Genomic DNA, 16105 nt, shown 5'->3' with positions numbered 1-16105 from the left:
AAGGCCGGGCCGAAAACTGTCCTTACAATCCCCCCATCGCTCGCCAGTTTCAGGCGGGTGGCCCTCATCAGGAGACTCCGATGTCCGTTGAGCACGCTGCGGTACAACGCGCCGATTTCGACCAGGTAATGGTTCCCAACTACGCGCCTGCCGCTTTCATTCCGGTGCGTGGCGCCGGGTCCCGGGTCTGGGATCAGGCCGGCCGCGAGCTGATCGACTTCGCTGGCGGGATTGCCGTCAACGTACTGGGCCATGCGCACCCGGCGCTGGTCGGCGCACTGACCGAACAGGCGAACAAGCTGTGGCACGTGTCCAACGTGTTCACCAATGAGCCGGCCCTGCGCCTGGCGCATAAGCTGATCGATGCCACATTCGCCGAGCGCGTGTTCTTCTGCAACTCGGGCGCTGAAGCCAACGAGGCCGCGTTCAAGCTGGCCCGTCGCGTCGCGTTCGACCGTTTCGGCACTGAAAAATACGAGATCATCGCCGCGCTCAACAGCTTCCACGGCCGCACCCTGTTCACCGTCAATGTCGGTGGCCAGTCGAAGTATTCCGACGGTTTCGGCCCGAAAATCACCGGCATCACCCACGTTCCCTACAACGACCTGGCCGCGCTGAAAGCGGCGGTGTCCGAGAAGACCTGCGCGGTCGTGCTCGAGCCGATCCAGGGCGAGGGCGGCGTACTGCCGGCCGAGCTGGCCTACCTGCAAGGTGCCCGCGAACTGTGTGACGCGAACGACGCGCTGCTGGTGTTCGATGAAGTGCAGACCGGCATGGGCCGCAGCGGCAAGCTGTTCGCCTATCAGCATTACGGCGTGACCCCGGACATCCTGACCAGCGCCAAGAGCCTGGGCGGCGGTTTCCCGATCGCGGCGATGCTGACCACCGAAGCGCTGGCCAAACATCTGGTGGTCGGTACCCACGGCACCACCTACGGCGGCAACCCGCTGGCGTGCGCGGTGGCTGAAGCGGTCATCGACGTGATCAACACCCCTGAAGTGTTGAACGGCGTGAACGCCAAGCACGACAAGTTCAAGACCCGCTTGCAACAGATCGGCGAGAAGTACGGCCTGTTCACTCAGGTCCGTGGCCTCGGCCTGCTGATCGGCTGCGTGCTGAGCGAAGCCTGGAAAGGCAAGGCCAAGGAAATCTTCAACGCCGCCGAACAGGAAGGCCTGATGATTCTGCAAGCCGGTCCGGACGTGATCCGTTTCGCCCCGAGCCTGGTGGTCGAAGACGCCGATATCGATGCAGGTCTCGACCGCTTCGAGCGTGCCGCGGCAAAACTGACGCAAGCCTGATAGACCCTTCGGCGCTTGAGGATTTTCAGGTGCCGAACCCAATTTTTGATACCGGTCAGTTTCGACTGTCGAAGTGAGCCCTGTGGCGAGGGGATTTATCCCCGCTGGGGCGCGAAGCACCCCCAAAAAAAGGGGCCGCTACGCAGCCCAGCGGGGATAAATCCCCTCACCACAAAGGCTCACTCCTACAAGGTCCGGTGTTTTTTCTGTGATTTTTTTGAAGAGAAAAGGAGTGACACCATGCTGGTGATGCGCCCCGCGCAAATGGCTGATCTGGGCGAGGTACAGCGTCTGGCTGCGGACAGCCCGATTGGTGTCACTTCCTTGCCGGATGACGTGGAACGTCTGAGCGACAAGATCGCCGCGAGCGAAGCGTCGTTCGCCGCCGAAGTGAGCTTCAACGGTGAAGAGAGCTATTTCTTTGTCTTGGAAGACACGGCCACCGGCAAGCTGGTCGGGTGCTCGGCCATTGTCGCTTCGGCCGGTTATTCGGAGCCGTTTTACAGCTTCCGTAACGAGACCTTCGTTCACGCCTCTCGCGAGCTGAAGATTCACAACAAGATCCACGTGCTCTCGCAGTGCCACGACTTGACCGGCAACAGCTTGCTGACCAGTTTCTACGTGCAGCGCGAACTGGTCGGATCGCCCTGGGCCGAGCTCAATTCCCGTGGCCGTCTGCTGTTCGTTGCCAGCCACCCGGAGCGTTTTGCCGATTCGGTGGTGACCGAGATCGTCGGTTACAGCGACGAGAATGGCGACTCGCCGTTCTGGGACGCCATCGGGCGTAACTTCTTCGACCTCAACTACGCCGAAGCCGAGCGCCTGTGCGGGCTGAAAAGCCGCACGTTTCTCGCCGAGCTGATGCCGCATTACCCGATCTACGTGCCGCTGCTGCCGGACTCCGCGCAAGAAGCGATGGGTCAGGTGCACCCGCGTGCGCAGATCACCTTCGACATCCTGATGCGCGAAGGCTTCGAGACTGATCACTACATCGACATCTTCGATGGTGGCCCGACCCTGCACGCACGGGTTTCCGGGATCCGCTCGATCGCCCAGAGCCGCGTGGTGCCGGTGAAGATCGGCGAGCCGGTCAAAGGTGCCGGGCGCCAGTATCTGGTAGCGAACGCGCAGTTGCAGGATTACCGCGCGGTGTTGCTGGAGCTGGATTACGCGCCGGGCAAACCGGTGACTCTGGATCTGCAAGCGGCCGAAGCCCTGGGCGTCGGTGAAGGTGCCAGCGTGCGCCTGGTGGCGGTTTAACGCCTTAGCGAGTTTCACGGGTGGCGCGAGCGGCCCGTTTGAGGAGATAGCATGATTGTTCGTCCCGTACGCAGCAGCGATTTATCCGCGCTGATCGACCTGGCCCGCAGCACCGGCACCGGCCTGACTACCTTGCCGGCCAACGAAGAGCGCCTGACTCACCGGGTCGGCTGGGCCGAGAAGACCTTTCGCGGCGAAGCCGGGCGTGGCGATGCGGACTACCTGTTCGTGCTCGAAGATGACAACGGTCGTGTGGTGGGGATTTCCGCCATTGCCGGCGCGGTCGGTCTGCGTGAGCCGTGGTACAACTTCCGCGTTGGCCTGACCGTCAGTGCTTCGCAGGAGCTGAACATCTACCGCGAGATTCCGACGCTGTTTCTGGCCAACGACCTGACCGGCAATTCCGAGCTGTGCTCGCTGTTCCTGCACGCCGATTACCGCAATGGCCTGAACGGGCGCATGTTGTCCAAGGCGCGCATGCTGTTCATCGCCGAGTTCCCTGAACTGTTCGGCAACAAGATCATCGCCGAGATGCGCGGTGTGTCCGATGACGCCGGGCGTTCGCCGTTCTGGGAGAGCCTCGGTCGGCACTTCTTCAAGATGGAGTTCAGCCAGGCCGACTACCTGACCGGCGTTGGCAACAAAGCGTTCATCGCCGAACTGATGCCGAAATTTCCGCTGTACACCTGCTTCCTTTCGCCGGATGCGCGCAACGTCATTGGCCAGGTGCACCCGGACACCGAGCCGGCACTGGCGATGCTCAAGAGCGAAGGTTTCAGCTATCAGGGTTACGTCGATATCTTCGACGCAGGTCCGGCCATCGAATGCGAAACCAGCAAGATCCGCGCAGTGCGTGACAGCGAAGCGCTGGTGCTGGCGGTGGGCACGCCGGGCGATGACGCCACGCCGTTCATCATCCACAACCGCAAGCGCGAAGATTGCCGCATCACCGCAGCGCCTGCGCGTCTGGCTGCCGGCACGCTGGTGGTCGATCCGCAGACCGCCAAACGCCTTCAACTCAACGCCGGCGATCAAGTGCGCGCCGTGGCGTTGTCCGCAGCACGGGAGTCGAAATAATGAACTCGCTATACATCGCAGGTGAGTGGCTGGCCGGTCAGGGCGAAGCCTTTCAATCGCTGAATCCGGTGACTCAGCAAGTGCTGTGGTCGGGTGAGGGCGCTACGGACGCGCAGGTCGAGTCGGCGGTGCAGGCTGCCCGTCAGGCGTTTCCGGGCTGGGCCCGTCGTACGCTGGACGAGCGCATCAGCGTGCTTGAGGCCTTCGCCGCGTCGCTGAAACACCACGCTGACGAGCTGGCTCGCACCATCGGTGAAGAAACCGGCAAGCCGTTGTGGGAATCCGCGACTGAAGTGACCAGCATGGTCAACAAGATTGCTATCTCGGTGCAGAGCTACCGCGAGCGTACCGGCGAGAAGAGCGGTCCATTGGGCGATGCCACTGCTGTGTTGCGGCACAAGCCGCACGGTGTGGTCGCGGTGTTCGGCCCTTACAACTTCCCCGGTCACCTCCCTAACGGTCATATCGTCCCGGCGCTGTTGGCCGGTAACAGCGTGCTGTTCAAGCCCAGCGAACTGACGCCGAAAGTCGCCGAGCTGACGGTCAAGTGCTGGATCGAAGCCGGTCTGCCGGCAGGCGTGTTGAACCTCCTGCAAGGCGCGCGCGAAACCGGCATTGCGCTGGCGGCGAACCCGGGCATCGACGGCCTGTTTTTCACCGGTTCCAGCCGTACCGGCAATCATCTGCACCAGCAATTCGCCGGGCGTCCGGACAAGATTCTTGCCCTGGAAATGGGCGGCAACAACCCGCTAGTGGTCGATCAGGTCGCTGATCTGGACGCCGCGGTGTACACGATCATTCAGTCGGCATTCATTTCCGCCGGCCAGCGCTGCACCTGTGCGCGCCGTCTGCTGGTGCCGCAGGGCGCGTGGGGCGACAGCCTGCTCAAGCGTCTGGTGGAAGTCAGTGCAACGATTGAGGTCGGTGCATTCGATCAACAACCGGCGCCGTTCATGGGCTCGGTGATTTCCCTCGGCGCGGCGAAAGCGCTGATGGATGCTCAGGAACAACTGCTGGCCAACGGCGCGGTGTCGCTGTTGGCGATGACGCAGCCGCAGGCGCAGTCGGCGTTGCTGACGCCGGGCATTCTCGATGTGAGCGCTGTGGCCGAGCGTCCGGACGAAGAACTGTTCGGGCCGTTGCTGCAAGTGATTCGGTACGTGGATTTCGCCGCCGCGATCACTGAAGCCAACAACACCGCTTACGGGCTCGCCGCAGGTTTGCTCTCGGATTCCGAAGCGCGCTATCAGCAGTTCTGGCTGGAAAGCCGTGCCGGCATCGTCAACTGGAACAAACAACTGACCGGCGCCGCGAGCAGCGCGCCGTTCGGTGGCGTCGGTGCCTCGGGCAACCATCGCGCCAGCGCCTACTACGCGGCGGATTACTGCGCCTACCCGGTGGCGTCGCTGGAAACGCCGAGCCTGGTGTTGCCATCTGCACTCACGCCAGGCGTGAAAATGGCGTAACGGCCGATCGCGAGCAGGCTCACTCCTACAGTGGAATGCATTTCCCTGTAGGAGTGAGCCTGCTCGCGATAGCCGCGACGCGGTCTGACTGAATTGTTACCTGAAGCCTATAACAACAGATTCTCGTGGAGCCTCGCTGATGAAATCCTATGAAGTCAATTTTGACGGTCTAGTGGGGCCGACCCATAACTACGGTGGTCTGTCCTACGGCAACGTCGCCTCGCAGAGCAACAGCCAGCAATCGTCGAACCCGAAGGAAGCGGCGCTGCAAGGCCTGGCGAAAATGAAAGCGCTGATGGACATGGGCTTTCAGCAAGGCGTGCTGGCGCCGCAGGAACGTCCCGACGTGGCCGCGCTGCGCCGTCTGGGCTTCAGTGGCACTGATGCGCAAGTGATCGAGCGCGCTGCCAAAGAAGCCATGCCGCTGCTGGTCGCCAGTTGCTCGGCGTCGAGCATGTGGGTAGCCAACGCCGCCACAGTCAGCCCGAGTGCCGACACAGCCGACGGTCGCGTGCACTTCACCGCCGCCAACCTCAACTGCAAATACCACCGCAGCATCGAGCACCCGACCACCAGCCGCGTGCTCGGTGCAATGTTCGCCAATCAGCAGCACTTCGCCCATCACGCCGCATTGCCGGCGGTGGCCCAGTTCGGCGACGAGGGCGCGGCCAACCACACGCGTTTCTGCCGTGAGTATGGCGAGGCGGGCGTCGAGTTCTTCGTGTTCGGCCGTAGCGCGTTCGACAACCGTTTCCCGGCACCGCAGAAATACCCGGCGCGCCAGACCCTCGAAGCCTCGCAAGCCGTGGCGCGTTTGCACGGTCTGCGTGACGAAGGCGTGGTCTACGCGCAGCAGAACCCCGATGTGATCGATCAGGGCGTGTTCCACAACGACGTGATCGCCGTGGGCAACGGTGAAGTGCTGTTCTATCACGAGGACGCGTTCCTTGAGACCGACAAGATGCTCGCCGAGCTGCAAGGCAAGCTCGCCAAGGTCGGCGGTAACTTCCAGTCGGTGTGCGTGCCACGTTCGGCGGTCACCGTCGATGACGCGGTGCGTTCCTACCTGTTCAACAGCCAATTGCTGTCGCGTCCTGACGGTTCGATGCTGCTGATCGTGCCGCAAGAGTGCCAGGCCAACGAACGTGTATGGGCTTACCTGCAAAGCCTGACCAGCTCCGGCGGCCTGATTCGCGAGGTGAAAGTCTTCGATCTCAAGCAAAGCATGCAGAACGGCGGTGGCCCGGCGTGTCTGCGTCTGCGCGTGGCGCTGAATGAAACCGAACTGGCGGCGGTCAATCCAGGGGTTATCATGACCGCCCCGTTGTACGGTTCGTTGACCGCATGGGTTGAAAAGCACTACCGCGACCGCCTGAGCGAAACCGATCTGACGGATCCGCAGTTGCTGCTTGAATGCCGGACGGCATTGGATGAACTGACGCAAATCCTTAAACTGGGCGCGGTTTATCCTTTCCAGATCAATTGATGGCCGGCGCGTCGCCTGAACGCGACGCGCGGCGTGTCACCCCAAGAGAGTAAAAACATGAGCGATTCCCTGCAGCTGATCCTTGAAGACACCGACGGCACGCAACTGCAAACCTCGTGCACCCGCGTCGCGGTCATGTGGCAAGGCAAAGAGCTGTGGATCCAGCAGGATGGCCGCGGCCAGTTGCTGATCGGCGTGGACGTCGAGGAAGGTGACGACGAGTACGCCAACCTGCTGCTGCGCCCATTGGCGACTAATCTGGTAAGTCTGCAACTGGAAATGGAACCGGCTGACCTCGGCGCTGACGAGGATCATGTACACGGCCCGGATTGCAACCACGACCACTAAGGAAACCGCTCTATGCTCGCCCTCGGCAAACTGCTTGAACTGACCCTCGCCGGCCGCGAACCGGCGGAGAAGACTCAACTGACTGTCGAAGGCGTGCGCATGCGCTGGTTGAGCGAAGGGGCGTTGGAAGTCCGGCCCCCGGAAGCGCGCGACAATGGCCTGGACCTGCTGCTGTCGGCAGGCATCCACGGCAATGAAACCGCACCGATCGAGTTACTCGATCGACTGCTGCACGACATCGCACGCGGTGATCTGAAGCCGCGCGCACGCATTCTGTTTCTATTCGGCAACCCGGAAGCGATTCGCAAGGGCGAGCGTTTCGTCGAGCAGGACGTCAATCGGCTGTTCAACGGCCGTCATGAACAAAGCAGTGGTTCGGAAGCTTTACGCGCCTGTGAACTGGAGCGTCTGGCAGCGAGTTTTTTCAGCAAGCCTGATCGCCAGCGTTTGCACTACGACCTGCACACAGCGATTCGCGGCTCGAAGATCGAGCAGTTCGCCTTGTACCCATGGAAGGAAGGGCGTCAGCATTCCCGCCGCGAACTGGCGCGCCTGCGCGCGGCCGGCATGGAGGCGGTGCTGTTGCAGAACAAACCGTCGATCGTGTTCAGTTCCTACACGTATGACAAGCTCGATGCCGAAGCTTTCACTCTGGAACTGGGCAAGGCGCGACCGTTCGGGCAGAACGACGGCGTCAACGTCTCGCTGCTGGAAACCCGGCTGAAGCAGATCATCGAAGGCACCGAGCCGGAGACTGAAGAAGGCTTGGACGGCTTGCAGCTGTTCAGCGTCGCGCGGGAAATCATCAAACACAGTGATGCGTTCCGCCTGAACCTGCCGGCGGACATCCAGAACTTCTCCGAGCTGGACGTCGGTTACGTGCTGGCCGAAGACATCGCCAACACCCGCTGGGTCATTGAAGAGCAGGGCGCGCGGATTATCTTCCCCAACCCCAAGGTCAAGAACGGCTTGCGCGCTGGCATCCTGATTGTCCCGAGCACGGACGAAAACCTCGCCTGAGCCAATCTTGGCCTGGAAAATACCCAATGTGGGAGCGGGCTTGCTCGCGAAAGCGGTCTATCAGCACCTCATGTGCTGACTGATACACCGCCTTCGCGAGCAAGCCCGCTCCCACATTTTCGTTCGATGTCGGTCGTTACACCGCTACAGCACGCGGCTCGGTTCGGCGCAATGCACGGATCTTCTGCAGCGTATCGGCGCAAGTCCGCGCCGCTTCCTGACCCTTGTGCACAAAGTGCTCGAAGAAGAACTTCTGATGCTCTTCACCCGCATGGAAGTGATGCGGGGTCAGCGATACCGAGAACACTGGCACTTCGGTTTCAAGCTGCACCTGCATCAGGCCGCTGACCACCGATTGGGCGACGAACTCGTGGCGGTAGATGCCGCCGTCGACGACCAGGGCTGCCGCGACGATGCCGGCGTAACGGCCGGTCTTGGCCAGCAGTTTGGCGTGCAACGGCATTTCAAAGGCGCCGCCGACTTCGAAGAAGTCGATGTCCGATTGTTGATAACCCTGCACGAGCATTTCGGCGACGAAGCCTTTGCGGCTCTGGTCGACGATTTCCTTGTGCCAGCAGGCCTGGATGAACGCGACGCGCTCGCCCTGAGGGTGTTTGCTTTTGCTGTCGATAGCGGTGGGTTGCATGTTCTGACTCCTGTTTGTGTGAAAAACAGGGCGTTATGAATCGAAAGGGATTCAAGGGTACGAGCGCACGCACGAATGCCCGCGGACGGCCCTTTGGCGTCAATCCCGTTCTCTCTTCATCCGGACTATGACCGTCGGCCCCGGAATCACACCGGGTCTGCTGACCTTGCCGCCGTTCACCGACCAATGCCGGGTGCGTCGCCAAGCGCTCGCGGGCTATGCGCATTGCGCGCAATTACCGCCGGTGGGGAATTGCACCCCGCCCTGAGAACGTGTTTGCCGCCCATAAGCCGGGCGGCGGCAAGTTTGTAACACATATTTTCCAGCCGTGCACACAACCTGTGGGAGCGAGCCTGCTCGCGAAAGCGGCTTCACATCCAACGAATATGCTGACTGTTACTCCGCTTTCGCGAGCAGGCTCGCTCCCACATGGATTGTGCTTTTTCTGAGGACGGTGATTTTTCCTCGTTGAAGGCTTGATTAATCCGCCCGATGACCGCAGTAATCCCACTTCACAAAGGGATTCCCCCTGCTGACCAGAGGCCAGGTTCATGAGCGTTATCGATCTTCGCAGCGACACCGTTACCCAACCGACTCCCGCCATGCTCGATGCCATGACCGCAGCGGACACCGGTGACGACGTTTACGGCGAAGATCCGACGGTCAATCGTCTGGAGGCCGAATTGGCCAAGCGTCTGGGTTTCGCTGCCGCACTGTTCGTGCCGACCGGAACCATGAGCAACCTGCTGGGCTTGATGGCGCACTGTGAACGCGGCGACGAATACATCGTCGGTCAGCAGGCCCACACCTATAAGTACGAGGGGGGCGGCGCGGCGGTGCTCGGTTCGATTCAGCCGCAGCCGCTGGAGGTACAAGCTGACGGCTCGCTGGATCTGGATCAGGTGGCGGCAGCGATCAAACCCGATGATTTCCATTTCGCCCGCAGCCGCCTGCTGGCACTGGAAAACACCATGCAAGGCAAGGTGCTGCCGCTGGACTATCTGGCGCGTGCCCGACGGTTCACCCAGGATCATGGCCTGCAATTGCACCTGGACGGCGCGCGGTTGTACAACGCGGCGGTCAAGCTCGGTGTCGATGCGCGGGAGATCACCCAGTATTTCGACTCGGTGTCGGTGTGCCTGTCCAAAGGCCTTGGTGCCCCGGTCGGTTCGGTGTTGTGTGGCTCAGTCGAACTGATCGGCAAGGCGCGCCGGTTGCGCAAAATGGTCGGCGGCGGCATGCGTCAGGCCGGGTTGCTCGCGGCGGCGGGCTTGTACGCGCTGGATCACCATGTCGAGCGTCTGGCCGACGACCACGCTAATGCCCAGCGCTTGGCCGATGGTCTGCGTGAGGCCGGTTTCGTCGTCGAACCCGTGCAAACCAACATGGTTTATGTGCAAATGGGCGACAAGGCCGAAGCGCTCAAGGCCTTTGCCGGCGAACGCGGAATCAAGCTCAGCGCCGCTGCGCGTTTGCGCATGGTCACGCACATGGACGTCAAGCGCGCGCAAATCGAGCAAGTGATCGCGACATTTATCGAGTTTTCGCGCCAGTGACAGCGTCAGCCGTCCAATTGAGCGTTTCTATCGTATAAACACGCTGTACCCCGCGCGCAGGGCCGATATAATGCGGCCCTTTGCCGTCGCTTCGTCTGTAGACGTTTCGAACAGGCCTTTGGCCGCAGCCTCCGTGGAAGAACCTAATGAAAAGCGCAGAAATCCGTGAAGCCTTCCTTCGCTTCTTCGAAGAGCAAGGCCACACCCGTGTAGCCTCCAGCTCTTTGATTCCGGGCAACGACCCCACCCTGCTGTTCACCAACGCGGGGATGAACCAGTTCAAGGACTGCTTCCTGGGCCAGGAAAAACGTGCATACACCCGTGCCACCAGCAGCCAGAAATGCGTGCGTGCCGGCGGCAAGAACAGTGACCTGGAAAACGTCGGTTATACCGCGCGTCACCACACGTTCTTCGAAATGCTCGGTAACTTCAGCTTCGGCGACTATTTCAAGCACGACGCGATTACCTTCGCCTGGACCTTCCTTACTGGCGTGCTGAAGCTGCCAAAGGAAAAACTCTGGGTCACTGTCTACGCCACTGACGACGAAGCGTATGACATCTGGACGCAAAAGATTGGCGTCCCGGCCGAGCGCATGATTCGCATCGGCGACAACAAGGGCGCGCCTTACGCATCCGACAACTTCTGGACCATGGGCGATACCGGCCCGTGCGGCCCGTGCACCGAGATTTTCTACGATCACGGCGACCACATCTGGGGCGGCCCGCCGGGCTCGCCGGAAGAAGACGGCGACCGTTACATCGAAATCTGGAACAACGTGTTCATGCAGTTCAACCGCACCGCCGATGGCGTGTTGCATCCGTTGCCAGCGCCGTCGGTGGACACCGGCATGGGCCTGGAGCGGATCAGTGCGGTGATGCAGCACGTCAACTCCAACTACGACATCGACCTGTTCAAGAATCTGCTGAAGGCTTCGGCTGAAGCGATCGGCTGCGAAAACGGCGATCAGTCTTCCTTGAAAGTGGTGTCCGATCACATCCGTTCCTGCGGTTTCCTCATTGCCGACGGCGTGCTGCCGTCCAACGAAGGTCGCGGTTACGTGCTGCGCCGGATCATTCGTCGCGCCTGCCGTCATGGCAACAAACTGGGCGCCACCGGCAGCTTCTTCTACAAGATCGTCGCGGCGCTGGTCGCGGAGATGGGCGAAGCTTTCCCGGAGCTGAAAAAGCAGCAGAGCAACATCGAGCGCGTGCTCAAGGCCGAAGAAGAGCAGTTCTCCAAGACACTGGAACACGGCCTGAAAATCCTCGAACAGGATCTGGCCGAGCTCAAAGGCACCGTGGTGCCGGGCGATGTGGTGTTCAAACTCTACGACACCTACGGGTTCCCGATGGACCTGACCGCCGACATCGCCCGCGAACGCGGCCTGACCGTCGACGAAGTTGGTTTTGAGCGCGAGATGGAAGCCCAGCGTGTTCGCGCGCGTTCGGCCAGCTCGTTCGGTCTGGACTACAACACCCTGGTCAAGGTTGATGTCGCCACCGAATTCACCGGTTACGCGGCCACCAGCGGTTCGGCGAAAATCGTCGCCATCTATAAGGATGGCCAGTCGGTAGACGTTCTGAGCGAAGGCCAGGAGGGCGTGATCGTCCTTAACCAGACTCCGTTCTACGCCGAATCTGGCGGTCAGATCGGCGACTGCGGTTTCATTCAGGCCGGCAACAGCCGTTTCGACGTGCGCGATACCACCAAGACCGGCGGCGCGTTCCTGCACCACGGCGTGCTGGCTTCGGGCAGCCTGATCATTGGCGCGCCGGTGGAAACCCATGTCGATGCCGAAGTGCGTCACGCCACCGCGCTGAACCACTCGGCCACCCACTTGCTGCATGCAGCCTTGCGCCAGGTGCTGGGCGAACACGTGCAGCAGAAAGGTTCGCTGGTCGACAGTCAGCGCCTGCGTTTCGACTTCAGTCACTTCGAAGCGATCAAGCCGGAACAGATCAAGCAACTGGAAGACATCGTCAACGCCGAGATCCGCAAGAACTCCGCGGTTGAAACCGAAGAAACCGACATCGAGACCGCGAAGAACAAAGGCGCGATGGCGCTGTTCGGCGAGAAGTACGGCGACAGCGTGCGCGTGCTGAGCATGGGCGGCGATTTCTCCGTCGAGCTGTGCGGCGGTATCCACGCCAACCGTACCGGCGACATCGGCCTGCTGAAAATCATCAGCGAAGGCGGTGTGGCCTCGGGCGTGCGCCGTATCGAGGCGGTCACCGGGGCGCAAGCACTGGCCTACTTGAACGCTGCCGAAGAACAACTCAAGGAAGCGGCCAGCCTGGTCAAGGGTAGCCGCGACAACCTGATCGACAAGCTCTCGGCCGTGCTGGAGCGCAACCGTCTGCTGGAGAAACAACTCGAGCAGTTGCAAGCCAAGGCAGCCAGCGCTGCGGGCGACGATCTGTCGGCCTCGGCGGTGGACGTCAAGGATGTGAAGGTGCTGGCCGCCCGTCTGGATGGTCAGGATGGCAAGGCGCTGCTGGCGCTGGTCGATCAGCTGAAAAACAAACTCGGCCGCGCAGTGATCCTGCTCGGCAGTGTCCATGAGGAAAAGGTCGTACTGGTTGCAGGCGTAACCAAGGACCTGACTGGCCAACTCAAAGCCGGTGATTTGATGAAACAGGCTGCTGCGGCAGTGGGCGGGAAGGGCGGTGGTCGTCCGGACATGGCGCAAGGTGGCGGGATTGACGCCGCCGCGCTGGATGGCGCGCTGGCGCTGACCGTTCCATTCGTCGAGCAGGGTTTATAAGACGGCCCGCCGGGTCCGCAGTCTAGTGGCGGATCCGGCGGCTGTTCGAAAGATTATTGGGCGCCCTTCATGGGCAGAGGCGGCTTTGAAATGGCTTTGATCGTACAGAAATTTGGAGGCACCTCGGTCGGCACTGTCGAGAGAATCGAGCAGGTCGCCGACAAGGTTAAGAAATTCCGCGATGCCGGCGATGACCTGGTGGTTGTGCTGTCTGCAATGAGCGGCGAAACCAACCGTCTGATCGATCTGGCCAAGCAAATCAGTGGCGAGGCGCAACCGGTTCCACGTGAACTGGACGTGATCGTTTCCACCGGTGAGCAGGTGACGATTGCCCTGTTGGCCATGGCGCTGATCAAGCGCGGTGTGCCGGCGGTGTCGTACACCGGTAATCAGGTGCGGATCCTGACGGACAGTGCCCACAATAAAGCGCGTATCCTGCAGATTGATGACCAGAAAATTCGGGGTGATCTGAAAGCCGGACGCGTGGTGGTTGTCGCTGGTTTCCAGGGCGTCGACGAGCACGGCAATATCACCACCCTCGGGCGTGGCGGTTCCGATACGACAGGTGTGGCGCTGGCCGCAGCACTGAAGGCAGATGAATGCCAGATCTACACCGACGTCGATGGTGTCTACACCACCGACCCGCGTGTCGTGCCGGTCGCTCAGCGTCTGGACAAGATCACCTTCGAAGAGATGCTGGAAATGGCCAGCCTCGGTTCCAAGGTCTTGCAAATTCGCGCTGTGGAATTCGCCGGCAAGTACAACGTTCCGCTGCGCGTACTGCACAGCTTCAAGGAGGGTCCGGGCACCCTCATTACTATTGATGAAGAGGAAACCATGGAACAGCCGATCATTTCCGGCATCGCTTTCAATCGCGATGAAGCCAAGCTGACCATCCGTGGCGTGCCAGACACCCCGGGCGTGGCGTTCAAGATTCTCGGCCCGATCAGTGCCGCGAACATCGAAGTCGACATGATCGTGCAGAACGTCGCGCACGATAACACCACCGACTTCACCTTCACTGTGCACCGCAACGACTACCAGGCCGCACAGACCGTGCTGGAAAACACCGCTCGCGAGATCGGTGCCCGGGAAGTGGTAGGCGATACCAAGATTGCCAAGGTCTCGATCGTCGGTGTCGGCATGCGTTCCCACGCAGGCGTGGCCAGCCGTATGTTCGAATCCCTGGCCAAGGAAAGCATCAACATCCAGATGATCTCGACCTCGGAAATCAAGGTGTCCGTGGTGATTGAAGAGAAATACCTGGAACTGGCCGTGCGCGCCCTGCACACGGCTTTCGAACTGGATGCTCCGGCCCGCCAGGGCGAGTAATTCCAATTCTGTGAAGGGCGCGGTCTGACCGCGCCCTTTATTTTTTGAATGGCGCGAGCCCCTGAACTGTTCTTTTGCTCGCGCTGGTCAATACTCAGGCATGTAGGGCTACGATCGCTCCGGTTGTAGGTCGGGTGCCTTTTTTTTGCAGACTGTTGTCCCTGAACTGAAATGCATTAGGAGAAAGGTATGCTGATTCTGACTCGTCGGTGCGCAGAAAGCCTGATTATCGGTGATGGCGAAATCACCGTGACCGTGCTCGGCGTTAAAGGAAACCAAGTGCGTATCGGCGTCAACGCCCCGAAAGAGGTTGCCGTGCACCGTGAGGAAATTTACCTGCGTATAAAGAAAGAGAAGGACGAAGAACCAAGCCATTAATTTTTATCGATTTTTATGTTTGCAAACGGGGAAGAAGCTGGTTAATATACGCCCCGTGTTGCGGAGAGCTGGCCGAGTGGCCGAAGGCGCTCCCCTGCTAAGGGAGTACACCTCAAAAGGGTGTCGGGGGTTCGAATCCCCCGTTCTCCGCCATTATTTGCTTAGTACGTCGTAATCTGGCTTTTTCTGTAAGTTGTTGAAATTATTAGAAAAAGTGGTTGGCATAGAGATTAGACGGCCTATAATGCGCGGCAACAAATGCACTCGTAGCTCAGCTGGATAGAGTACTCGGCTACGAACCGAGCGGTCACAGGTTCGAATCCTGTCGAGTGCACCATTTAAAGTTAGTTGCAGCGATGTAAATAACTGGCTTCAACCAGCGGTGATCTGGTCTAAAAACACACAATGCACTCGTAGCTCAGCTGGATAGAGTACTCGGCTACGAACCGAGCGGTCACAGGTTCGAATCCTGTCGAGTGCACCATTTAAGAGTTGGTTGCAGCAATGCAGGTAGCTCGGCTTCATCCAGTTGTGGTCTGGGCTAAAAACACAAATGCACTCGTAGCTCAGCTGGATAGAGTACTCGGCTACGAACCGAGCGGTCACAGGTTCGAATCCTGTCGAGTGCACCATATACCGAAAAGCCCGCGTTTAACGCGGGCTTTTTGCTGTCCGGGATTTGGCTTTTCCTTTCACACAGCCTCTTTCATCAAAATCAATTTGAGCACTGCGGCCTCGCTTGAGGTCGTAACGATAGCTTGTGGTTGATGTGCGCGTATTGATCTTGTCCGGCTTGCCCAGCGCACTTTCGACGTCCCGCTGGCTCATGCCGGCAATGACCTGCCGGTTGATGATCGCTTCACGCCGCTGGCTGCTATCGATCAGGTTTCCACATTTATGTTCGGCGCCGCCGATGATGCCCGGTTCGCGCCCCCTGTCTTTCATGCCTGTCACGGCTTCGTGATTGAACTCCGGCATGATCGCGACCCAGCCGGGTGAATAGGAATGAACCTCCTGAAGAGAAAGCTGCTCGCCGGCTGCGCAGCTCATCGAAGTAAAGGTGACGCTGCCGTCAGGCGCTTGGCAACGATGAAGTGTAGTGGCTTTGGAAAGCGTGGTGTGGAGAAGGGCGGTCAATAGAATAAGTGCTGATTTTGATGGCATTCGATGTCCTCCTTGACGATCTACGCTCAAGGGTAGTCGCTACTTTTTCCATTGCCGGTGTGTTTTCTTTTCAGGATGAGTCGTCGCATTTGCACGGATCAGGAAGGCGCTCAGGTTTGTTGTGCAAGCGCTTGTTTCAGCCGTGATTTTTTAACGTTTTAAACCGTCAGGCGTGTATCATTGCGCCCGTCAGCCCCGCCGGGGCTTGTGGAAAACTTCCATGGACTTACCCAGTAGATATTCAGTACCCCGTTTTACCAATCATGAATTGACTGATTGATCCTTCCGGCGTGCCCCGCTGCTGGG

The 16105-nt window shown here is 60.1% G+C and carries 13 protein-coding genes, 4 tRNA genes and 1 riboswitch; of the genes, 15 read left to right on the top strand and 2 right to left on the bottom strand.

Going from position 1 to position 16105, the window contains the following annotated elements:
• Positions 1–80: 80 nt before the first annotated feature.
• The 7 genes from HU739_RS22080 (at position 81) to astE (ending at position 7958) form a co-directional block, all read left to right on the top strand.
• The gene (locus tag HU739_RS22080) at positions 81–1301 is read left to right on the top strand and encodes an aspartate aminotransferase family protein (RefSeq protein ID WP_186551457.1); all 1221 of its coding nucleotides are present in this window, start codon (positions 81–83) and stop codon (positions 1299–1301) included.
• 240 nt (positions 1302–1541) lie between these two features.
• The gene (aruF, locus tag HU739_RS22075; RefSeq protein WP_186551456.1) at positions 1542–2561 is read left to right on the top strand and encodes an arginine/ornithine succinyltransferase subunit alpha; all 1020 of its coding nucleotides are present in this window, start codon (positions 1542–1544) and stop codon (positions 2559–2561) included.
• 51 nt (positions 2562–2612) lie between these two features.
• Positions 2613–3638, top strand: coding sequence for an arginine N-succinyltransferase (gene astA / locus HU739_RS22070; RefSeq protein ID WP_186551455.1), 1026 nt, complete (start codon positions 2613–2615; stop codon positions 3636–3638).
• The gene (gene astD, locus HU739_RS22065) at positions 3635–5104 is read left to right on the top strand and encodes a succinylglutamate-semialdehyde dehydrogenase (protein WP_186551502.1); all 1470 of its coding nucleotides are present in this window, start codon (positions 3635–3637) and stop codon (positions 5102–5104) included. Before astA ends, astD begins: the two co-directional genes overlap by 4 nt.
• Before the next feature lie 139 nt (positions 5105–5243).
• Positions 5244–6590, top strand: coding sequence for an N-succinylarginine dihydrolase (astB, locus tag HU739_RS22060; RefSeq protein ID WP_186551454.1), 1347 nt, complete (start codon positions 5244–5246; stop codon positions 6588–6590).
• Positions 6591–6647: 57 nt separating this feature from the next.
• The gene (locus tag HU739_RS22055; protein ID WP_122612066.1) at positions 6648–6938 is read left to right on the top strand and encodes a topoisomerase II; all 291 of its coding nucleotides are present in this window, start codon (positions 6648–6650) and stop codon (positions 6936–6938) included.
• Between the two features lie 12 nt (positions 6939–6950).
• Complete coding sequence (astE, locus tag HU739_RS22050; protein ID WP_186551453.1) at positions 6951–7958, top strand: succinylglutamate desuccinylase; 1008 nt, start codon at positions 6951–6953, stop codon at positions 7956–7958.
• 136 nt (positions 7959–8094) lie between these two features.
• Here astE and HU739_RS22045 read toward each other — a convergent pair whose 3' ends face one another.
• On the bottom strand, positions 8095–8604 hold the full coding sequence (locus tag HU739_RS22045) for a 6,7-dimethyl-8-ribityllumazine synthase (protein WP_186551452.1): 510 nt from the start codon (positions 8602–8604) through the stop codon (positions 8095–8097).
• A 103-nt stretch (positions 8605–8707) separates the two neighbouring features.
• A riboswitch (FMN riboswitch) is annotated at positions 8708–8880 on the bottom strand.
• 275 nt (positions 8881–9155) lie between these two features.
• Between HU739_RS22045 and ltaE the strand changes: the two genes are divergently transcribed.
• The 8 genes from ltaE to HU739_RS22005 all read left to right on the top strand — a co-directional run bounded on the left by ltaE (position 9156) and on the right by HU739_RS22005 (position 15267).
• Complete coding sequence (ltaE, locus tag HU739_RS22040; protein WP_186551451.1) at positions 9156–10160, top strand: low-specificity L-threonine aldolase; 1005 nt, start codon at positions 9156–9158, stop codon at positions 10158–10160.
• A 146-nt stretch (positions 10161–10306) separates the two neighbouring features.
• Positions 10307–12925, top strand: a complete 2619-nt coding sequence (gene alaS, locus HU739_RS22035; protein ID WP_186551450.1) for an alanine--tRNA ligase — start codon at positions 10307–10309, stop codon at positions 12923–12925.
• A 90-nt stretch (positions 12926–13015) separates the two neighbouring features.
• The gene (locus HU739_RS22030; protein WP_016773595.1) at positions 13016–14257 is read left to right on the top strand and encodes an aspartate kinase; all 1242 of its coding nucleotides are present in this window, start codon (positions 13016–13018) and stop codon (positions 14255–14257) included.
• A gap of 189 nt (positions 14258–14446) precedes the next feature.
• Positions 14447–14635, top strand: coding sequence for a carbon storage regulator CsrA (gene csrA, locus HU739_RS22025; RefSeq protein ID WP_002554426.1), 189 nt, complete (start codon positions 14447–14449; stop codon positions 14633–14635).
• Positions 14636–14697: 62 nt separating this feature from the next.
• A tRNA-Ser gene (locus HU739_RS22020) sits at positions 14698–14788 on the top strand.
• A 107-nt stretch (positions 14789–14895) separates the two neighbouring features.
• Positions 14896–14972: transfer RNA gene (locus tag HU739_RS22015), tRNA-Arg, on the top strand.
• A gap of 70 nt (positions 14973–15042) precedes the next feature.
• Positions 15043–15119, top strand: a tRNA-Arg gene (locus tag HU739_RS22010).
• 71 nt (positions 15120–15190) lie between these two features.
• Positions 15191–15267: transfer RNA gene (locus HU739_RS22005), tRNA-Arg, on the top strand.
• A gap of 19 nt (positions 15268–15286) precedes the next feature.
• On the opposite strand, the gene HU739_RS22000 is transcribed toward HU739_RS22005, so the two are convergent.
• Complete coding sequence (locus HU739_RS22000; protein ID WP_186552342.1) at positions 15287–15799, bottom strand: cell envelope protein SmpA; 513 nt, start codon at positions 15797–15799, stop codon at positions 15287–15289.
• Positions 15800–16105 lie beyond the last annotated feature (306 nt).

Source organism: Pseudomonas hamedanensis (assembly GCF_014268595.2).
GTDB classification, from domain to species: Bacteria; Pseudomonadota; Gammaproteobacteria; order Pseudomonadales; family Pseudomonadaceae; genus Aquipseudomonas; species Aquipseudomonas hamedanensis.
This window is presented reverse-complemented; position numbering and strand designations above follow the sequence as displayed.